Raw genomic sequence first — 15394 nt, forward strand, 5'->3', positions numbered from 1 at the left:
GTGACCGACACGTCACGGCCCATCGGCGCCGGGAGTCCACAGTCTCGGCAGACGCCAAGAAATGGGGGCGAGAACGACCGGCGCGAGCCGTCGGGTCCACCACCTCGCCCGGTTCACGAACCGGCGAACGGCGGGCGGCCCGACCGAATCAACAGTGTTGGCTTTTGCGACGCAGCTGACCAAAAGCAAACAGGTGACGGTTGGTTTTGTTTACAGGCAGCCCAAATCGACTTGCGGGCTGTTCCCTGCCAAATGCGACAGACTGATGACGGGTCATGGGGCCGTGCACCCCGGTCGGGCGTTCGTCCGCCGTCCAGTCTCGCGCAACGTAATCGATTACGCTACGGTCCCTCGACATCGATCGGGCAAAGCCGTGGAACGGAAACAGGCGTGGCGGGAGGGGCGGTCACAGGGCCGCGACGGGGTCGGCAACCCGGCCCGGACTCCGTGCCGACGCGGTGTCAGACCGACGCGCGCGCCACGAAGACCGCACCGACCCGTACGGTCCTTCGCCGCGTCCGGCCGTCGATCTGCTCCAGAAGGAGCCCGGCCGCCACGCGGCCCACCTCGCGCGCCGGATAGCGGATGGTCGTCAGACGCGGCCGGACGAGCGAGGCGAACTCGATGTCGTCGTGCCCCACCAGCGACACGTCGCGGGGAATGTCGAGCCCGAGGCGCTCGGCCGTGTCCATCGCGCCGACAGCCGTGATGTCGTTGCCGCACAGCACCGCTTCGGGCCGGGACCGTGCCCGCATCAGCCGTTCGAAGCCCTCCGCCCCCGCCTCGCGCGTGTGCTCGCCGTGGACGATGTGCTCCCGGGCGATGCGCAGCCCCGCCTCGGCCGCGTGCTCCCGTACGCGTTCCAGGCGCGGATCACCGCCGGCGGCATCCAGCGGCCCTGCGATCACACCGATGCGCCGCCGGCCGGTGGCCGCCACGTGCGCCAGCGCCGCACGGACCGCGTCGTCGGCGTCGGGAGTCACCAGATCGACGTCACCGAACGAGACGTCGGCGCTGACCACCGCCGGGATCCCGGCGGCGCGCAGCACGTCGAATGCGTCGGTGGCGAGCCGGAACGGTGTCATCACCACACCGGCGAACCTCTGGTGCACCGCTTCGTGCAGCAGCGCCTCCTCCTCGTCCCGCCGCGCTCCCGTACTGCTCACCAGCACGTGGTAGCCCCGGCCGCGCAGCTCGTCCTGGATCGAGCGGGCGAGCAGCGCGTAGAAGGGGTTCGCGATGTCCGGCACGACGAGGGCGACCATGGTGGACTTGCCCGTACGAAGGCTCCGGGCAACGGGGTTGAGGGTGAAGCCGAGCCGCTCGATGGCGGATTCGACCGCTTTGCGCGTTTCCTCCGTGACCGGCCGCTTTCCGCTCAGCACATACGAGACGGTGGCGGACGAGACTCCCGCGGCCCGCGCCACGTCACTCATGGTCACCCGCTGCCGCATCCGCGTCCGCCCCTTCTCCGACCGCAACCCTACCGGCGCCCGCCGTCCGGCGAGTTCCGGCCGTTCACGGCCCGAGTCGCGTCCTCGCAGGTCCACACCCTCGGGGGACCGAAACGCCCGCCGTCACCGCGCCCCGGCGCGCATGCCGTGACCCCGGCGGCGCGGGCCGTCCCGGCAGACCGCCCTCACACCCGGGGCCGCTCGAATTCCTCACGATGACCCCAATACGGTCAATCGTCAACGAAACGCGCATAGTCACCCGATGGCGGAGGTCTGTGATCTCAAGGGGCCTCGCCTCCCGGCTCTTGGCCAAAGGTGACCATACTGGGAGGGCACACCTCACCCCACCAGCAAAGTGACTCATGCCGAAGTCCTCAGAGCGTCTCACCGCCCCGGAAACGGTCTGGCTGGCCGCCGGGCGCCACACAGGTCCCGCCCCGCAGACGGCCCTCCGGGAGCACCTGCGGGAACTGAAGAACAGTGAAAGGATCCAGGACTTCCTGGAGAAGGAGAACGACACGACGCCGGACGGGCACGTCTTCGAGGCGCGCTGGTTCGTCGACGGCGACGTGACCGTGCGGGCGCGGCTCACCACCGACGGACGTGCGCAGGTGGACGGCGAACGGCGCTGGACACTCGCGGCCGAGGCGGAGCGTCCCTGGGATCCCGGGTGGCCCTCCCCCGCCGCACTGCTCTGGCCCGAGCGGAGCGACCTCTCCTGGGACCGTGACGCCGCGGCCGGGCTGCTGCTCCAGGACATCAACCCGCTGCCGAAGGACGACGCGGCGCTGCGCCGCCTGCTCAAGGACATCGCCCGGCACAGCTGGAGCATCAACGTCGTCGTGCACGAGGCCATGACCCCCGACGCCGAGGGCCGCCTCCCGCTGGTCCGGTTGCTGCCGCCCGCGCTGCGGCACCGCGTGGTGGAACACCGGGCCACGCCCGAGCAGTTCCACGCCGTCAACTGGGCGCTCGGCGACCTCGGGACGTCCGTCCCGCGTGGCGGCGCCGTCATCCTGTCCGGCACCCCCGCCCGGACCGGCTTCGACGAGCAGGCGTTCAGGGTGCGCAGCGTCTTCCTCGACGGCTCCGAACCGACGGAACTCCTCGACAAGGTCGTGCAGTTCGCGGCGCTTCCCTGGCCGCTGCCGGACGACGCGGCGGCGGCCTTCACGGCGCTGCGCGAGGAATGGAGTCTGCTGACCCTCGAAGAGGAACTCACGCACGCACGCGCTCTGGTGGCCTCGTACTCCGAAGCCCTCGACGCGATGACGAAGTCGCGCGACCTGTACCGCGAGGCGACCGAGCTCGCGCACGCGGCGCTCTCCGGGATGGCCGAGTACCGCGACGCCGCGTCCGCCGTGCGGGTTTCCGCTCAGGGGCAGGACAAGCACCCGCTGGCGAAGACGCTTCAGCGCGTCACGGACTCGCTGCTGCCCCGGCGGGCACAGCGCGTCGACGCCCACCTCCAGGAGGCACGTGAGAGCGAGCGGCGGGCCCGCGAGGCTTCCGAGTGACCTCCGGCGTGGGGGAACGGCGTGTCCGCCACTCCCCCACGCCCCTCCCCGTTCACGCCCCGCGGCCCACGCCCCTCCCCGTTCACGCCCGGCGCTCGTCGCGGCGGACCCCGGCCCACGCATTGCGGGGTGCGGCGCACGCACTGCCGGGGTGGGCCGCCCGTGGCCGTCGGACGACGGGTCGCTCACGTCGGCGAGGCCGTCCGTTGCCTGCGGGCCCGCCCCTGGCGCGGGTTCCGTCAGGCGCCGCGCCAGATGTTGGCGAAGGCCGCGTTCTCGATGGCCCGGCGCTGGCGGACGGCTTCCAGTTCCATCACCGCGTCGTGCACGGCGACCAGGACGGTCGTCACCGCCTCGTCCTCGACCGTCGAGTTGTCATCGCTCTCCTCGGCGGGGATTCCGACCACGTCGGCGAGCGCGGCGAGGACGGGTTCGTCCGCCGCCCAGCGGTGCATCGCCCGGCTGCGGGCCGGTGAGTCCACCAGCTCCATGCGGTCGGGGCCGAAGGGCAGTCGGCCCCGCCGTTGCCGGGTGAGCTGGCCCGCCTGTTCGAGGTCGGCCTGATAGGCCTTGGCCAGATCGCGGCCTCTGCGCCAGAGCCAGTCCTCGACCCGTTCGTACGGGACCTGCCGCACGAGCGAGGACGCCGCCTCGCCCAGAAGACGGTCGTCCGTCGCGGGCTGCCTCGCCGGTGTCATCCGGTCACCGTCCAGCGTGATGACCTCGTCGGCGAGAAGATCGATCACCTCGGCTCCGGCGAGGGCGAGCGACAGATCGCCCTGCCCGACACTACGTTCCGGCTCCTTGTCCATCGTGATGATGAACAAGTCCCTGGCCGTGGTCACGAACGGCTCCCTTCGGAGTACTTCGCCCGGCGCGACCCTCACGCATCGGATCCAGCGCGTCCACCGCACCACCCTCCGCGGGCGATCCGTCGTCCGCGGAGGAAGGGCACGTCACGATCGTGATCGTAACTCCCGGCACACATCACGCGCGGCCGGTCCGGCCGACGCGCGGTGCGTCCGCCGGACCGGTTTCCCTCGGCCTGATGTGCCGTCAGCCCTGGCGGGCCTTCAGGCGCGGGTTCTTCTTGTTCACGACGAAGACCACACCGCGCCTGCGGACCACCTGGGCCCCGGGCCTGGACTTCAGCGAGCGCAGTGACGCTCGTACCTTCATGGTTCTGTCCTCCTTCTGCCGAACTCGGCGCGCTCCGGCGGTCAGTGCCGGTTCGACGCCGTACGGCCGTAGCGGCGCTCGAAGCGCTCCACCCGGCCGGCGGTGTCCAGGACCCGTGAGGTCCCGGTGTAGAACGGGTGGCTCGCCGACGAGATCTCCACGTCGACGACCGGATGGACGGCCCCGTCCTCCCACTCGATCGTCCGGGCGGAGTGCGCGGTGGATCGCGTCAGGAACGCGACACCGGCGGCACGGTCCCGGAAGACGACCGGACGGGATTCGGGGTGGATGTGGGGCCTCATGCGGTTCCCTCCTCGGTTACGGCAGGTTCGTCTGCGGATACGACGGTGATACGACGGGTGCGTCCGCCGGGTACGCCCGGCGTGCGGTCAGCGCTCCTCGCGGAACGTGACGTGCCGGCCCGCCAGCGGGTCGTACTTGCGCAGGACCAGCCGGTCGGGGTCGTTCCCGCGGTTCTTGCGCGTCACATACGTGACGCCGGTCCCGGCCGTCGACCTCAGCGTGACGACGGGGCGCGCGGTGCTGCGTGCCATGAGGCCCTCCTTCGTCCACCATGCACGAGCCTTGACTCGCGCATGCCAATCAGTTACATGAGCTGTAACAGCGCACCCGGTGCCTGCATTCCCGGCCCCCGGACACAGCAGGAGGCGGTCACCGCGCCGAGGGCCGCGTCGACGGACCCGGCCCCGCCCGTTCCACAGGTCCGGGCCGGGTCCGTTCCATAGGCCCGGCCCGGCAGACGTCTCCGGTCGCCGCCCACAGGGCCCGGACCGGCACGGCACCGCTCCGGCAGCCTATGGACGGCTTCGAAGGGACACCCCTCTGCGACCCCCGCCGCGGCCCACCCCCTGGTCGTGGCCACCCCTCGGCGACGGCTGTGACAGCGCGCCGGTGACCGTCGGGTCAGGAGGGCTTCGTCGCGGTGACGGCGGTGACCGTCACCTTGTCGTCGCACTCGGCCGGCACGCCGTCTTCGAGAGCGAGCTGGTGCGCTCCGCTGGAGGGGAGACCCACCACCAGGGTCGGATAGGTGACCGGAGTCGTCCCGGACACGCAGTAGCCGTCGGCCTCGCCCTGCACCTGGACGAACGTCATCTTGAGCCAGGCCTTCGCGGCGGGTGCGAGCGTCACCTTGGACGAGGAGCCCGTCCGGGTCACGGTCAGCGGGTGGTTCTTCTCGGGGGTGCCGTTCGCCGCCCCCGCCACGGTCGGATACCCCTCGAGGGCGCACGTCGCTCCGGACATGTTGGTGAACTCGACGATCGCGGCGCCGGTTCCGGTGCCCGGGGGCCGTACGTCGGCCTGGTACATGAACGCCTTCAAGGACTCCGCCGCGCACGTCTTGGTCTTCGTCGCCGGTTTCGCGGTGGCGGTGGCGGGGACCGATGCCGGGGCCTTGGGCGTGGAGTCGCCCGCGGGTTCGGCCGAGGCGCCCGTCCCGCCGGACGGCGCGGTGGGAGTCGGGGAGCCGGAGGACGAGGCCGTCGGCTTCTTCGCCTTGCCCGAAGGCGAGGCGGCGGAATCCGCGCTGTCCGGGCCCGGCTGGCACGCGGTCATGAGAAGGGTGGCCGCCGACATGGTCGCCATGGCCAGTGCGGCCCCGCGGACACGCGACCCGAAGTGCATCCCGTACAGCATGAAGTCCCCCGATTGCGATGTTCAGGTGCCGGACGTTCACCGGCACTCGTCGCTGTAGATCGCCGGACGGCCTCCGTGGTTCACTCGCGCACAGGCTTGTGACACGACGGTGACGCCCCGGGTACCGATCACCGGGGCCGCTCGCTCGGACCGGACTTCTCGTCGTTTCCCAAGGTCAGCGACAGGCGTTGCGCGGTGGTCGACGTGGAGGTGAACTCCCGGCAGTCGACCACGGCCCGCGTGACCCCGGTCGCGGCCCTGATGAGGTCCAGCCGGACCGTCGGGCCCGCGCCGGTGACGAGACGGGCCTCCATCCATGTCGTGGTCGCGCTGACGTCCGTGCGCCGGGTGCGCTTCCCGGTCAGCAGGCGTGTCGTGGCATCGACGGACGTGGTGCGCAGGACCGGGACCTCGGCCGGGTCGGCCGCCAGTGTGCCGTCGTCGCGCAGTGTCCAGCGGGCCCCGCGCAGGCGGTCGGCCACCTCCTGGGCCTGGGAGAGGGTTGCGGCCCGTTCGGCGATCCGTACGCTCCAGGTGTCCAGCCGGTCCTCTGTCGTCATCCGGCCTCCCCCGGTGCGGTCCCCCCGCTTTCCCGCCGTCCCGTCATGGCCGTCCGCCGGATGAGGGCCGACAAGGGTGTCACGAGGCCGTGCCGTCGAAGGTGAACGTGAGCGCGGCCACGCCGTCGGTGGTGCTTCCCTCGGCGGTGAGCGACGCCCCGGAGCCGTCGAGGCGGCCCGTGAACGTCGTGCCGGCGGCCAGTGCGTGCGGGAAGCCGCCGGGCATCTGGCCGGCCCCCAGGTCGAGGGTGCTGTTCGTGACTCCTCCCCCGGCTGAGGCCGGGGGCTTCTCGTTACGCCGGGTCGGCGTTGCGACGGACCAGCCCGGCCCGTAGAACGTTGAGTGCTCCCACCGTGTCGGCGTGCGCTATATGTCCGCAGGCGACGCAGTGGAACTTCTCCTGGGTGGGCCGGTTCTCCTTGGCGGTGTGCCCGCAGTGGGGGCAGGTGCGGGAGGTATTGCGGGGGTCCACGGCGATCACTTCCCGTCCGGCGCTTTCAGCCTTGGCGTGCAGGATCGTCAGGAACACCCCCCAACCGGCATCGTTGATCGACTTGTTGAGCCCGGCCTTGGCGGTGGCCCCGTTGGGCAGGAAGGCGCCCGGCCGGTCGGGGTCGGGCTTTCGGGGCGGGGGTCCTGCTCATGTTGCGGATCTTGAGGTCTTCGTGCGCGATGACGTCATGCGCGTGGACCAGTTCGAGCGCGGTCCTGTGGGCGTGGTCGAACCGTTGGCGGCGGACCTTGCCGTGGAGCTGGGCGACCTTCTCCACGGCGCGCCGGTGGTTGGCGGTGCGGTCCTTGGCCTTGCGGCGCGGGAACCGGGACAGGGCCTGCTGCGCGGCCTGGAGCCTGGCGGCCGTGCGGCGGCCGTGGCGCGGGTTGGGCACGAAGGCGCCGGTGGAGTCGGCGAGGAAGTTCGCGATGCCCAGGTCGATCCCGACCACGCTGCCGGTCGCGGGCAGCGGCTCGGGCCGGTCCAGTTCGGCGGTGAGCACGACGAACCACTGACGGCCCTCGCGCTTGACCGAGATCGTCTTGACCCTGCCGGGCACCGGGCGGTGCCGGTTGACCTTGACGTGGCCGACGCCCTGGAGACGGACGCGGGTGACCAGGTCATGCGGAGTGGAGTCCCAGCGGCAGCCGTCCCCGTCCCTGGGGAAGTCCACCGTGTCGAACCAGTTCACCCCACGAAAACGCGGATAGCCGGGTGTCTCACCGGACTTGACGCTCGTCTTCGACGGGTGCCACCAGGCATCCCGCCTCTCCTGCAACGCCGCGTTGTAGAGGGAACAGTGGTCGCGCAGCATCTCGGCGAGCGCCTGGGCCTGCCGGACGGTGGGCCGCAGCAGGAACTTGTACGCACGGATCATCCAGCCCACCCCCTTCGGTCAGGTTGACTTGGTCCTACTGTCCTGTCGTTTGTCACCACATCGGGAACCAGATCCTCACCTAAGACCGTGTCCTATGTGGTGAGGCGGACGAATCGTTTGTAGCAACAGAGGGCTGCGGCGAGGCCGAGAAACGCCAGGTAGTTGCGGGGGTGGCGTTCGTAGCGGGGGCTGAGTCTGCGGTAGCCCGACAGCCAGGACATGGTCCGTTCGATCACCCACCTTCGGCGACCGAGCCGTTCGCTGGACTCGACTCCCTTGCGTGCAATGCGGACGCCAATACGCCTGCCCCACAACCATTTTCGCAGGTGAGGGACGTCGTAGGCCTAATAGGCGCTGTGGGTTGGCCGTTGAGCCAGTCCTGGCAGGGGCTGGGTGCGACGTCTGGTCTGTATGCAGCGCCTGGAGCGCTTCGACAAGAGGGACGCAGACCCAGCCTCTGCCGATTCGAATTCGGTCGGCGTACCGTGCCGTGGTTCGAGCCGTTCCCAGGGCCACCTCCCGATCAGCCGGAGCCGTGGAGCTCTCCACAAGAGCGAGGCCCCTGGGCTCAGCTGGGGCCACGGACGGCTGATGGGGTGGTGCGCCGGCGAGCGCTTCTATTAGGTGGCCGGGTGGTCCCGTCTCGGCTCGAAGCCGAGGGACAGCGAAGGCTCGAGAGGAGCGCACGTTGCACGTGACCTGCGGAATCGACTGGGCGGAGGACCACCACGACGTGGCGGTGGTCGACTCCGACGCCCGACTGCTCGGCAAGCTCAGGATCAGTGACGACACGGCCGGCTTCCAGGACCTGCTGCAGTTGCTCGCCGAGCACGGCGACAGCCCGGACGATCCGATCCCGATCGCGATCGAGACCTCCCGCGGACTCCTGGTGGCCTGCCTGCGGGCTTCCGGCCGCCGGGTCTACGCCATCAATCCGATGGCTGTGGCCCGCTATCGCGACCGCCATGTCGTCTCCCGCAAAAAGTCCGACCACCACGACGCCCTGGTCCTGGCGAACATCCTGCGGACCGACGCCGAGCAGCATCGGGCGCTGCCGAACGACTCCGATCTGGCCAGGGCGATTGCCGTTCTGGCTCGAGCTCAGCAGGACGCGGTCTGGGACCGCACGCGAGCCCACAATCGGCTCCGATCTCATCTCCGTGAGTACTACCCGGCGATCCTTGAGGCGTTTGCGGACAAACGCGAGCGTCTGCTTGCCCGAGAGGCCCGCGCGATCCTGGCGGTTGCGCCGACTCCGGCGGAGGCTGCCCGCCTCACCCGCAGCCGACTGAGAGCCGCCGTCACAAGGGCCGGCCGCCAGCGTCGGATCGATACCGAGACCGACCGACTCCTCGGAGTGCTCCGCGAGACACGGCTTCGCCAACCGGCTCTGGTGGAAACGGCGATGGGGCGTCAGACACTCGCACTGCTCGCCCAGCTCGACGCGGCATGCCGGGCCTGCGAGGACCTCGCTCGTGACACCGAGGAACTCTTTCTTCAGCATCCCGACGCGGAGATCATCACAAGTTTCCCCGGCCTTTCCGTGCTCACTGGCGCCCGGATGCTCGCTGAGATAGGTGACGACCGCACCAGGTTCGCGACGGGCCGGGACCTCAAGGCTTATGCCGGAAGCGCTCCGGTGACCCGTGAATCCGGCAAAAGCAGACGCGTCAGCCATCGGCGGATCAAGAACAGCCGCCTGGCAGCGACCGGACGGCACTGGGCGTTCGCCGCCCTCACCGCCTCACCCGGGGCCCATGCCCACTACAACCGCCGAAGAGACACCGGTGATCGCTACCACGCAGCCCTCCGACGCCTGTTCAACCGCATGCTCGGCCAACTGCATCACTGCTTGACGACCCGCCAGAAGTTCGACGAAACGATCGCCTTCACCGTCATCTCACGGACACCGCCAGCAGCTGCTGCTTGACCCGATAGCTGCATGGGGTGTCTTGTCGGCATGCAGGCGTTGCGGCTTGAAGTAGCGGCCGTTGTGGGGGTCGTGTCTCGTTTGGTGACCCGTGATCATGGGCTTCAGTGCTTGGCTGTCGTGGGTGTTCGCTGCCGAGAGGCCGACGAGTAGGGGCAGTCCGTTCGCGTCCGACAGGACGTGCATCTTGGAACCCGGCTTGCCCCGGTCCACGGGGCTCGGACCTGTGAGTTCGCCCCTTTTTTAGCCCGGACATGGGCGGAGTCGAGGACGGCGCGGGAGAGGTCGAGCAGGCCGGCGTCGTTCAGGCGGTGCAGGATCTCTTCGTGCAGTCGGCCCCAGACACCGGCTCTTGACCAGATCAGGAACCTGCGGTGGGCCGTCGACTTCGATATCCCGAAGCACGGCGGCAGTGCCCGCCAGGCGCATCCGCTGACCAGCACGTAGATGATCGCGGCGAACAGCGTCTCATCAGGTGTGTCCTGCGTCCCGCCACCCTGCGGCCGCATCTTCGACGGCGGGATCAGCGGCTCCGCGATCTCCCACAGCCCGTCCGGAACAATCCAACTCCACGTACCCCGCCCCATGACGGACCCAACGACCGAACCCCACGTAGGACACGGTCTAAGCAGGGTCTTCCCTGACCACGCTGGCGCCAGCCATCGCCAGTAGGCCGTGCTCGCATCGCCTCCCTGGGCTTCTTGGACACCGTCGGGTGCGGTGGAGAACGCAGACACGGCCACCAATTCGGCGTCTCGGCCTTCGAACCCGGCGGCTGCGAGCTGGGCGACCTCATGCAGATAGCCCGAGCGCAGGACGGGGCGGCCCTGCCCCAAGACCAGATCCCCAGCCACCTTCAGGACGCCGCTGTTCGCGAGTGCCCCGTCCACGGCCTGCGCCTCACCCGTGCCCTCGGCCAGCTCCTGTCGCTTTCCTGGCCTCACTTCGCAACGCTCCTTCGCCTGCGTCTTGTGAACGCCATTCTGCCCTCCCTCACCGTCTCTGCACCGTGCTGGTCGATGTACCCACTAGTGCGGCCTGAGTTGAGGACGGCCACCGACAGCGCCAGCAAGGCCGCATGTGTTACATCCACCAATGCCTTGCGATTCCGGAATCGCTGACTATCGCGGCCCCAACGGGCTCTGGCGGAAGGATCCCCAGGCCGAGAAGCTCGTCACGTACGAGTACTACATGGGCGATCCCGAGATCAGGCGCCGGGCGTGGCAGATGCGGCGCGAGACGGGCGCGCTCCAGGCCGAGCCCAACGCCGCGCACCGGGCGGTGGCCGAGCTGGAGCGTTCCGGGGTCCCCGTGAGGGTCATCACGCAGAACGTCGACGGACTGCACCAGCTCGCCGGGATGCCCGCCCGCAAGGTCCTCGAACTGCACGGCACCGCACGGAGTTTCGTGTGCACCGGATGCCATGCGCGCGGGCCCATGGAGGACGCCCTCGCCCGGGTCGACGCCGGTGAGGACGATCCGGCCTGTCTCGAGTGCGGCGGGATCCTCAAACCGGCGACCGTCATGTTCGGTGAACGACTCGACCCCGTCGTCCTCGGCCAGGCCGCCGCCATCGCCAAGGCCTGCCAGGTGTTCATCGCCGTCGGCAGCAGCCTCCAAGTCCAGCCGGCGGCGGGCCTCGCGGGCGTGGCCGCCGACCACGGGGCCCGGCTCGTCGTCGTCAACGCGGAGCCGACCCCGTACGACGAACTCGCCGACGACGTCGTGCGCGAGCCCATCGACACCGCGTTGCCGGAGCTGCTGAAGCAGCTGAGCAGCTGAGGGAAATCGATGTCCAGGTACGCAGGTGACTGCGAGCGTCACCAGGACCAGCGCGCGGATTCGCACAGTCCCGAATAGCGCGCCACGGCCTGCATAACAGCGCCGGGTTATTCTGGACCTCCTGGTCAGTCCCTCGTGTAGAAGCAGTCCCAGGAATCTTCGATCTTCTTCCCGTACACGTTGTACACACGGTCGAGAGATTCCTGGCCGTACTGCCACGCGCAGACTTCGTCCATCGGTATTCCCTCGGACCTCGTCCCGGCCGCGTTCGCACAGAACCATCTGTATGCCGGGTATTTGACGTCCCGCCGGTTGATGAGCACAAGCCCCTTGGACTCGCACCACCCTTTGAGGTCAGGAATCCCGGCATAGGACCCGTAGTCCGCGCACTGCCAGGCGGTGAAGGTACCCCCCATGGTCGCGAGACGGTCAGTCACTCTCAGCTCGGGATAGGTGTCTTGACAGGCCTGTGCCACGAAGTCGTGAATCTGCTGTCGCTCATTGAAAGTCTGAAGACTTCCCTCATCATTCACGCAACGGATGGAATATGCATCGGTACCGACCAAAGTCACCCCCTGGGCGTAACCTTGGTTCTTGCAGGCATCGTCAAACGCCTGTCTCGACATGGGATGAAGCACGTCGGGATCCGGTTCACCCAGGGCCGAGTGGGCTCGAGTCGCAACCTGAGGCTCTGCCGCAGCCGCGATGGGCGGGTAAGAACTGAAGGCCAAGGCCGCCATGAGAGCAGCAGCCAATGGGATCACACGTCGAGACATGGAAACCCCCGGAGCATGAGCGAAACGGTAGTCCTGTCCCCATGTACCCCCACAGAGCAGCTCTCTCATCTCACGTTACGCCGCGGCACACCACGCCGCACCCGGACGCCCATGCTCGTCCCGAACCTTCGGGTGTCCCTGCGTTCCATCCGGATTCCCTGTACGGCAGGGCGCGAACGGGCCTGCCACGGAACCCACCGAAGGATCCGTTCGGAGCCGTACGAGCGCGGATCTGATCACGCTATGAAGTACGGGGCGCAACGCGGGGGCGAGCCTTCGTCACGTCGGCGGCCACGACGTGAGGCCGAACTGCCATGACGTCGACGCGTGATGGCGGTGAGCAGGGTGCCGTTCACGTCGCAGAGCAGGTGGGACTCGCTCGCAACAGACTCTGCACCGACCGCACTTGCGGGAGGGCCGACGCGGGCGGTCCCACAAATCGGCGTGTTACATCCACCGATGCCTTGCGAGGTCGTGCTCCCGTTGCCGGGCGGCGGGGCCGGCGTGGAGGCGACGCTCCCCGCGCAGCGCAACTGGGTGATCACGACCGCCGGTGTCCGGCCACAAGAATTCCACCTCGTTTCCTCGCAGGGTGCCCTGGCCTTCAGGCCGGGGGTGAATGCGAGCCCCTGCGGAGCAGGGCAGGGCAGAGGGCTCGCCGTCAGGGCGATCTCGAGCAGGTGCACGATCTCGGCGTTGAGGGCTGCCGGTCGGCGGCCGGTTGAGCGGCGAGCCGGGCATGGAGTTCTTCGGGAATGCGGAGCGTGAATGTGAACATTCCACTGTTATCGCGTTATTGCGCCGTTACAGTGGCCGCATGGCGAAGTTCCGTATGTACCCCACGTGCGCGCAGGAGCAGCAGATGCTGCTGCACTGTGCGCACGCCCGGTACGTGTGGAACCTGGCGGTGGAGCAGCATGCGCACTGGCGGCCCGGCCGCGCGTCCGCGCCCGGCTTTGCGGAGCAGTGCCGTCAGCTCACCGAGGCCCGGCGCGACAACGAGTGGCTCGGCAGTGGGAACGCGGACGTTCAGCAACAGGCGCTGAAGGACTTCGCCCAGGCCAGGAACGCCCGCTTCACGTCCGGGTTCGGTGAGCCGACCTGGCGCAAGAAGCACGTGCACGAGGGCTTCCGCGTCATCGGCACCGACCGCGTCCCGGAGTTCGAGGCGGACGGTTCACCGAAGCTGAACGCGAAGACCGGCAGGCAGGTCATGGCCCGCTCGGTGGTGGTGCACAGGCTCAATCGCCGGTGGGCTCGGGTGAAGGTGCCCGGCTGCGGCTGGGTCCGCTTCCGCCTCACCCGGACCGCACTGCCCACCGCGAAGACATTCCGCATCACCTACCGCAACGGCCAGTGGCACATCGCCTTCGCCGTCATCCCCGCACCGATCGAAGCGCCCGGCACGGGTGAGGTCATCGGTATCGACCGGGGCGTGAACATCACGGCCGCCCTCTCCGATGGGCGGAAGCTGAACTGCCCGCAGCTCACGGTGAAGGAACGTGCGCAGGTCCGTAAACACCAGCGGCGTGCCGCTCGCGCCCCGAAGGCAAGCGAGCACAAGAGTGCCGAGTACGCCAAGGCGGCCAGGCTCAAAGCGCGTGAGGCCGACCGGCGCAAGGACTGGTGCGAGAAGACCTCGACGATGTTGGCCCGCACCTACGGCCTGGTGCGGTTCGAGAAGCTGAACATCAAGAACATGACCCGCTCGGCCAGGGGAAGCACCGAGCAGCCCGGCAAGCAGGTCAGGCAGAAGGCCGGGCTGAACCGGGCGATCCTTGCTCAGGGCTGGGGCCTGCTCCGCCGGCGCACCGGGCACAAGGCCCCGGGCCGGGTCGAGGACGTCCCCGCCCCCTACACCAGTCTGCGCTGCAGTGTCTGCGGTTGGATCGACAAGAACTCGCGCAAGAGCCAAGCCGAGTTCGTCTGCTCCTTCTGCGGCTTCACCTGCAACGCGGACACCAACGCAGCAGTCAACGTCGCGGCAGGACAGGGCGGGATCCCCCGCCCCCGGCGAACAGCCGGTGCCGGAGGGACGACACCGCCCGAACAGCGGTCGAACGTCCGTGAACCCCAACCCAGCCGGGTTGGAATCCCCCTCTTTTAAGAGGGGGAGGATGTCAAGGATGTCGCCCGGCTGCAGAAGTTGGTCGACGGCGCGGAGTCCGCGGTGAGTTCCGCAGAGTCGGACATGGCTCACGACTGACGCCGTGACGGGCGGCGTTCGCGCGGCCAGGGCGTGTCCTGGCTGACCCGACCCGACACCAGCACCAGCACCAGCACCAGCACCAGCGAGTCTCGTCGTCCGCGGGGCGCTGTGCGGGAGTCGGCGCCGCCGGGCCGGGTGCCCGGGGGCGACGACGGCCGGTCGCGCGGTCCGGCGGCGACGGCTCAGGGTGCCTGACCCGGCTGCCCCGCGGGCTCCTCGGACGTCGGCCGTACGGCCTGGACGTAGGTCAGCCACGGGCGGACGTCCCCGCTCCCCCGGATCCCGAAGCCCGCGCCGGTGACGAGCCCGTCCAGCAGGTCGGTCCTGTTGTGGGACATGGCGTGGCCCAGGCCTCCGTGCACCAGATGGCGTCCGACGGCACTCCTCGGCGGCCGGAACTCGACGACCAGCAGGCGCCCGCCCGGCCGCAGGACCCGCCACATCTCCTTGAGGGCGGCCGGCCGGAGTTCTTCCGGCAGGTGGTGCAGCATCAAGCTGGTGACGACGGTGTCGAACGAGTCGTCCGGGTGGGCGAGGTCCTCCGCGACCCCTTCCCGGTAGGTGCACACGGCACCCTGTCCGGCCCTGTTCCTGCGTCGCGCGTAGGCGAGCACCGAGGGCGACGGGTCCACGCCCGTCACCGTTCCCTCCGGCCCGACGACGGCGGCCATCCGCCGGGTCAGATACCCGGTGCCGCAGCCCACGTCGAGCACGCGGTCCCCGGTCTCGGCGCCGCTCAGCGCGGCCAGCCGGGAGAAGGCGCGGTTCCGCCGGCCCGCGAAGCAGAACGCGCCGCACAGTTCGTAGGCGCGCGGAGCTCCGATCGTCACTCCTGGGGTGTCCGCGTGCGGCTTTCCTTGCATGAGGCGTCCGATGGACATACCGGTCACTTCCCTTAACTTAGTTGCGACTAAGTACACCACTAACTTAGTCCCGACTAAGAAAACTCGCAACGGG

The 15394-nt window shown here is 69.3% G+C and carries 15 protein-coding genes and 3 pseudogenes; 4 read left to right on the forward strand and 14 right to left on the reverse strand.

Annotated features, from left to right (window positions below; all coding sequences use genetic code 11):
* Positions 1–461: 461 nt before the first annotated feature.
* Positions 462–1436 carry a LacI family DNA-binding transcriptional regulator gene (locus tag OG780_RS04520; RefSeq protein ID WP_328444910.1) on the reverse strand — a complete coding sequence of 325 codons (975 nt, stop codon included), beginning with the start codon at positions 1434–1436 and terminating at the stop codon, positions 462–464.
* 380 nt (positions 1437–1816) lie between these two features.
* On the opposite strand from OG780_RS04520, the gene OG780_RS04525 reads away from it, so the two are divergent.
* Positions 1817–2971, forward strand: coding sequence for a hypothetical protein (locus tag OG780_RS04525; protein WP_328444912.1), 1155 nt, complete (start codon positions 1817–1819; stop codon positions 2969–2971).
* A gap of 239 nt (positions 2972–3210) precedes the next feature.
* Here OG780_RS04525 and OG780_RS04530 read toward each other — a convergent pair whose 3' ends face one another.
* The 9 genes and pseudogenes from OG780_RS04530 to OG780_RS04570 form a co-directional block, all read right to left on the reverse strand.
* The gene (locus OG780_RS04530; protein ID WP_328444914.1) at positions 3211–3816 is read right to left on the reverse strand and encodes a GOLPH3/VPS74 family protein; all 606 of its coding nucleotides are present in this window, start codon (positions 3814–3816) and stop codon (positions 3211–3213) included.
* Positions 3817–4027: 211 nt separating this feature from the next.
* Positions 4028–4150, reverse strand: coding sequence for a type B 50S ribosomal protein L36 (gene ykgO, locus OG780_RS04535; RefSeq protein ID WP_328444916.1), 123 nt, complete (start codon positions 4148–4150; stop codon positions 4028–4030).
* Positions 4151–4191: 41 nt separating this feature from the next.
* Positions 4192–4452 (reverse strand): type B 50S ribosomal protein L31, encoded by a 261-nt coding sequence (locus OG780_RS04540; protein ID WP_326783840.1) that lies wholly within the window; start codon positions 4450–4452, stop codon positions 4192–4194.
* A gap of 87 nt (positions 4453–4539) precedes the next feature.
* Positions 4540–4704, reverse strand: coding sequence for a 50S ribosomal protein L33 (gene rpmG, locus OG780_RS04545; protein ID WP_328444919.1), 165 nt, complete (start codon positions 4702–4704; stop codon positions 4540–4542).
* A gap of 370 nt (positions 4705–5074) precedes the next feature.
* The gene (locus OG780_RS04550; protein ID WP_328444921.1) at positions 5075–5797 is read right to left on the reverse strand and encodes a DUF4232 domain-containing protein; all 723 of its coding nucleotides are present in this window, start codon (positions 5795–5797) and stop codon (positions 5075–5077) included.
* A 140-nt stretch (positions 5798–5937) separates the two neighbouring features.
* Positions 5938–6369, reverse strand: a complete 432-nt coding sequence (locus tag OG780_RS04555) for a hypothetical protein (protein WP_328444923.1) — start codon at positions 6367–6369, stop codon at positions 5938–5940.
* Positions 6370–6448: 79 nt separating this feature from the next.
* Positions 6449–6595: a hypothetical protein gene (locus tag OG780_RS04560; protein WP_328444925.1), complete on the reverse strand. Its 147-nt coding sequence runs from the start codon at positions 6593–6595 to the stop codon at positions 6449–6451.
* A gap of 67 nt (positions 6596–6662) precedes the next feature.
* Positions 6663–7740: pseudogene (locus OG780_RS04565) on the reverse strand (RNA-guided endonuclease InsQ/TnpB family protein).
* Positions 7741–7832: 92 nt separating this feature from the next.
* Positions 7833–8084 (reverse strand): annotated as a pseudogene (locus OG780_RS04570) (transposase); the annotation flags it as partial.
* Positions 8085–8428: 344 nt separating this feature from the next.
* On the opposite strand from OG780_RS04570, the gene OG780_RS04575 reads away from it, so the two are divergent.
* Positions 8429–9670 carry an IS110 family transposase gene (locus OG780_RS04575; RefSeq protein WP_328444927.1) on the forward strand — a complete coding sequence of 414 codons (1242 nt, stop codon included), beginning with the start codon at positions 8429–8431 and terminating at the stop codon, positions 9668–9670.
* A gap of 21 nt (positions 9671–9691) precedes the next feature.
* Here OG780_RS04575 and OG780_RS04580 read toward each other — a convergent pair.
* Positions 9692–10257 (reverse strand): annotated as a pseudogene (locus tag OG780_RS04580) (IS5 family transposase); the annotation flags it as partial.
* 508 nt (positions 10258–10765) lie between these two features.
* On the opposite strand from OG780_RS04580, the gene OG780_RS04585 reads away from it, so the two are divergent.
* Entirely contained in the window at positions 10766–11452 is a 687-nt protein-coding gene (locus tag OG780_RS04585; protein ID WP_328444929.1) for an SIR2 family NAD-dependent protein deacylase, read from the forward strand.
* Positions 11453–11577: 125 nt separating this feature from the next.
* On the opposite strand, the gene OG780_RS04590 is transcribed toward OG780_RS04585, so the two are convergent.
* Both OG780_RS04590 and OG780_RS44550 read right to left on the reverse strand, forming a co-directional pair.
* Positions 11578–11985, reverse strand: coding sequence for a hypothetical protein (locus OG780_RS04590; protein WP_328444931.1), 408 nt, complete (start codon positions 11983–11985; stop codon positions 11578–11580).
* A gap of 904 nt (positions 11986–12889) precedes the next feature.
* Entirely contained in the window at positions 12890–13006 is a 117-nt protein-coding gene (locus OG780_RS44550; protein ID WP_443062105.1) for a toxin-antitoxin system HicB family antitoxin, read from the reverse strand.
* A gap of 39 nt (positions 13007–13045) precedes the next feature.
* Between OG780_RS44550 and OG780_RS04595 the strand changes: the two genes are divergently transcribed.
* Positions 13046–14335, forward strand: coding sequence for an RNA-guided endonuclease InsQ/TnpB family protein (locus OG780_RS04595; protein ID WP_328444933.1), 1290 nt, complete (start codon positions 13046–13048; stop codon positions 14333–14335).
* A gap of 284 nt (positions 14336–14619) precedes the next feature.
* On the opposite strand, the gene OG780_RS04600 is transcribed toward OG780_RS04595, so the two are convergent.
* Entirely contained in the window at positions 14620–15318 is a 699-nt protein-coding gene (locus OG780_RS04600) for a class I SAM-dependent methyltransferase (protein ID WP_328444935.1), read from the reverse strand.
* Positions 15319–15394: the final 76 nt, after the last annotated feature.

This window comes from Streptomyces sp. NBC_00386 (genome assembly GCF_036063235.1).
GTDB lineage: Bacteria > Actinomycetota > Actinomycetes > Streptomycetales > Streptomycetaceae > Streptomyces.

What these genes read in the sequence shown, in the direction of transcription:
- OG780_RS04525 (WP_328444912.1), top strand. Translation starts at nt 1,817, where the DNA reads ATGCCGAAGTCCTCAGAGCGTCTCACCGCCCCGGAAACGGTCTGGCTG.
- OG780_RS44550 (WP_443062105.1), bottom strand. Translation starts at nt 13,006, where the DNA reads ATGTTCACATTCACGCTCCGCATTCCCGAAGAACTCCATGCCCGGCTC.
- OG780_RS04540 (WP_326783840.1), bottom strand. Translation starts at nt 4,452, where the DNA reads ATGAGGCCCCACATCCACCCCGAATCCCGTCCGGTCGTCTTCCGGGAC.
- ykgO (WP_328444916.1), bottom strand. Translation starts at nt 4,150, where the DNA reads ATGAAGGTACGAGCGTCACTGCGCTCGCTGAAGTCCAGGCCCGGGGCC.
- OG780_RS04560 (WP_328444925.1), bottom strand. Translation starts at nt 6,595, where the DNA reads ATGCCCGGCGGCTTCCCGCACGCACTGGCCGCCGGCACGACGTTCACG.
- OG780_RS04520 (WP_328444910.1), bottom strand. Translation starts at nt 1,436, where the DNA reads ATGAGTGACGTGGCGCGGGCCGCGGGAGTCTCGTCCGCCACCGTCTCG.
- OG780_RS04555 (WP_328444923.1), bottom strand. Translation starts at nt 6,369, where the DNA reads ATGACGACAGAGGACCGGCTGGACACCTGGAGCGTACGGATCGCCGAA.
- rpmG (WP_328444919.1), bottom strand. Translation starts at nt 4,704, where the DNA reads ATGGCACGCAGCACCGCGCGCCCCGTCGTCACGCTGAGGTCGACGGCC.
- OG780_RS04595 (WP_328444933.1), top strand. Translation starts at nt 13,046, where the DNA reads ATGGCGAAGTTCCGTATGTACCCCACGTGCGCGCAGGAGCAGCAGATG.
- OG780_RS04550 (WP_328444921.1), bottom strand. Translation starts at nt 5,797, where the DNA reads ATGCACTTCGGGTCGCGTGTCCGCGGGGCCGCACTGGCCATGGCGACC.
- OG780_RS04585 (WP_328444929.1), top strand. Translation starts at nt 10,766, where the DNA reads ATGCCTTGCGATTCCGGAATCGCTGACTATCGCGGCCCCAACGGGCTC.
- OG780_RS04600 (WP_328444935.1), bottom strand. Translation starts at nt 15,318, where the DNA reads ATGTCCATCGGACGCCTCATGCAAGGAAAGCCGCACGCGGACACCCCA.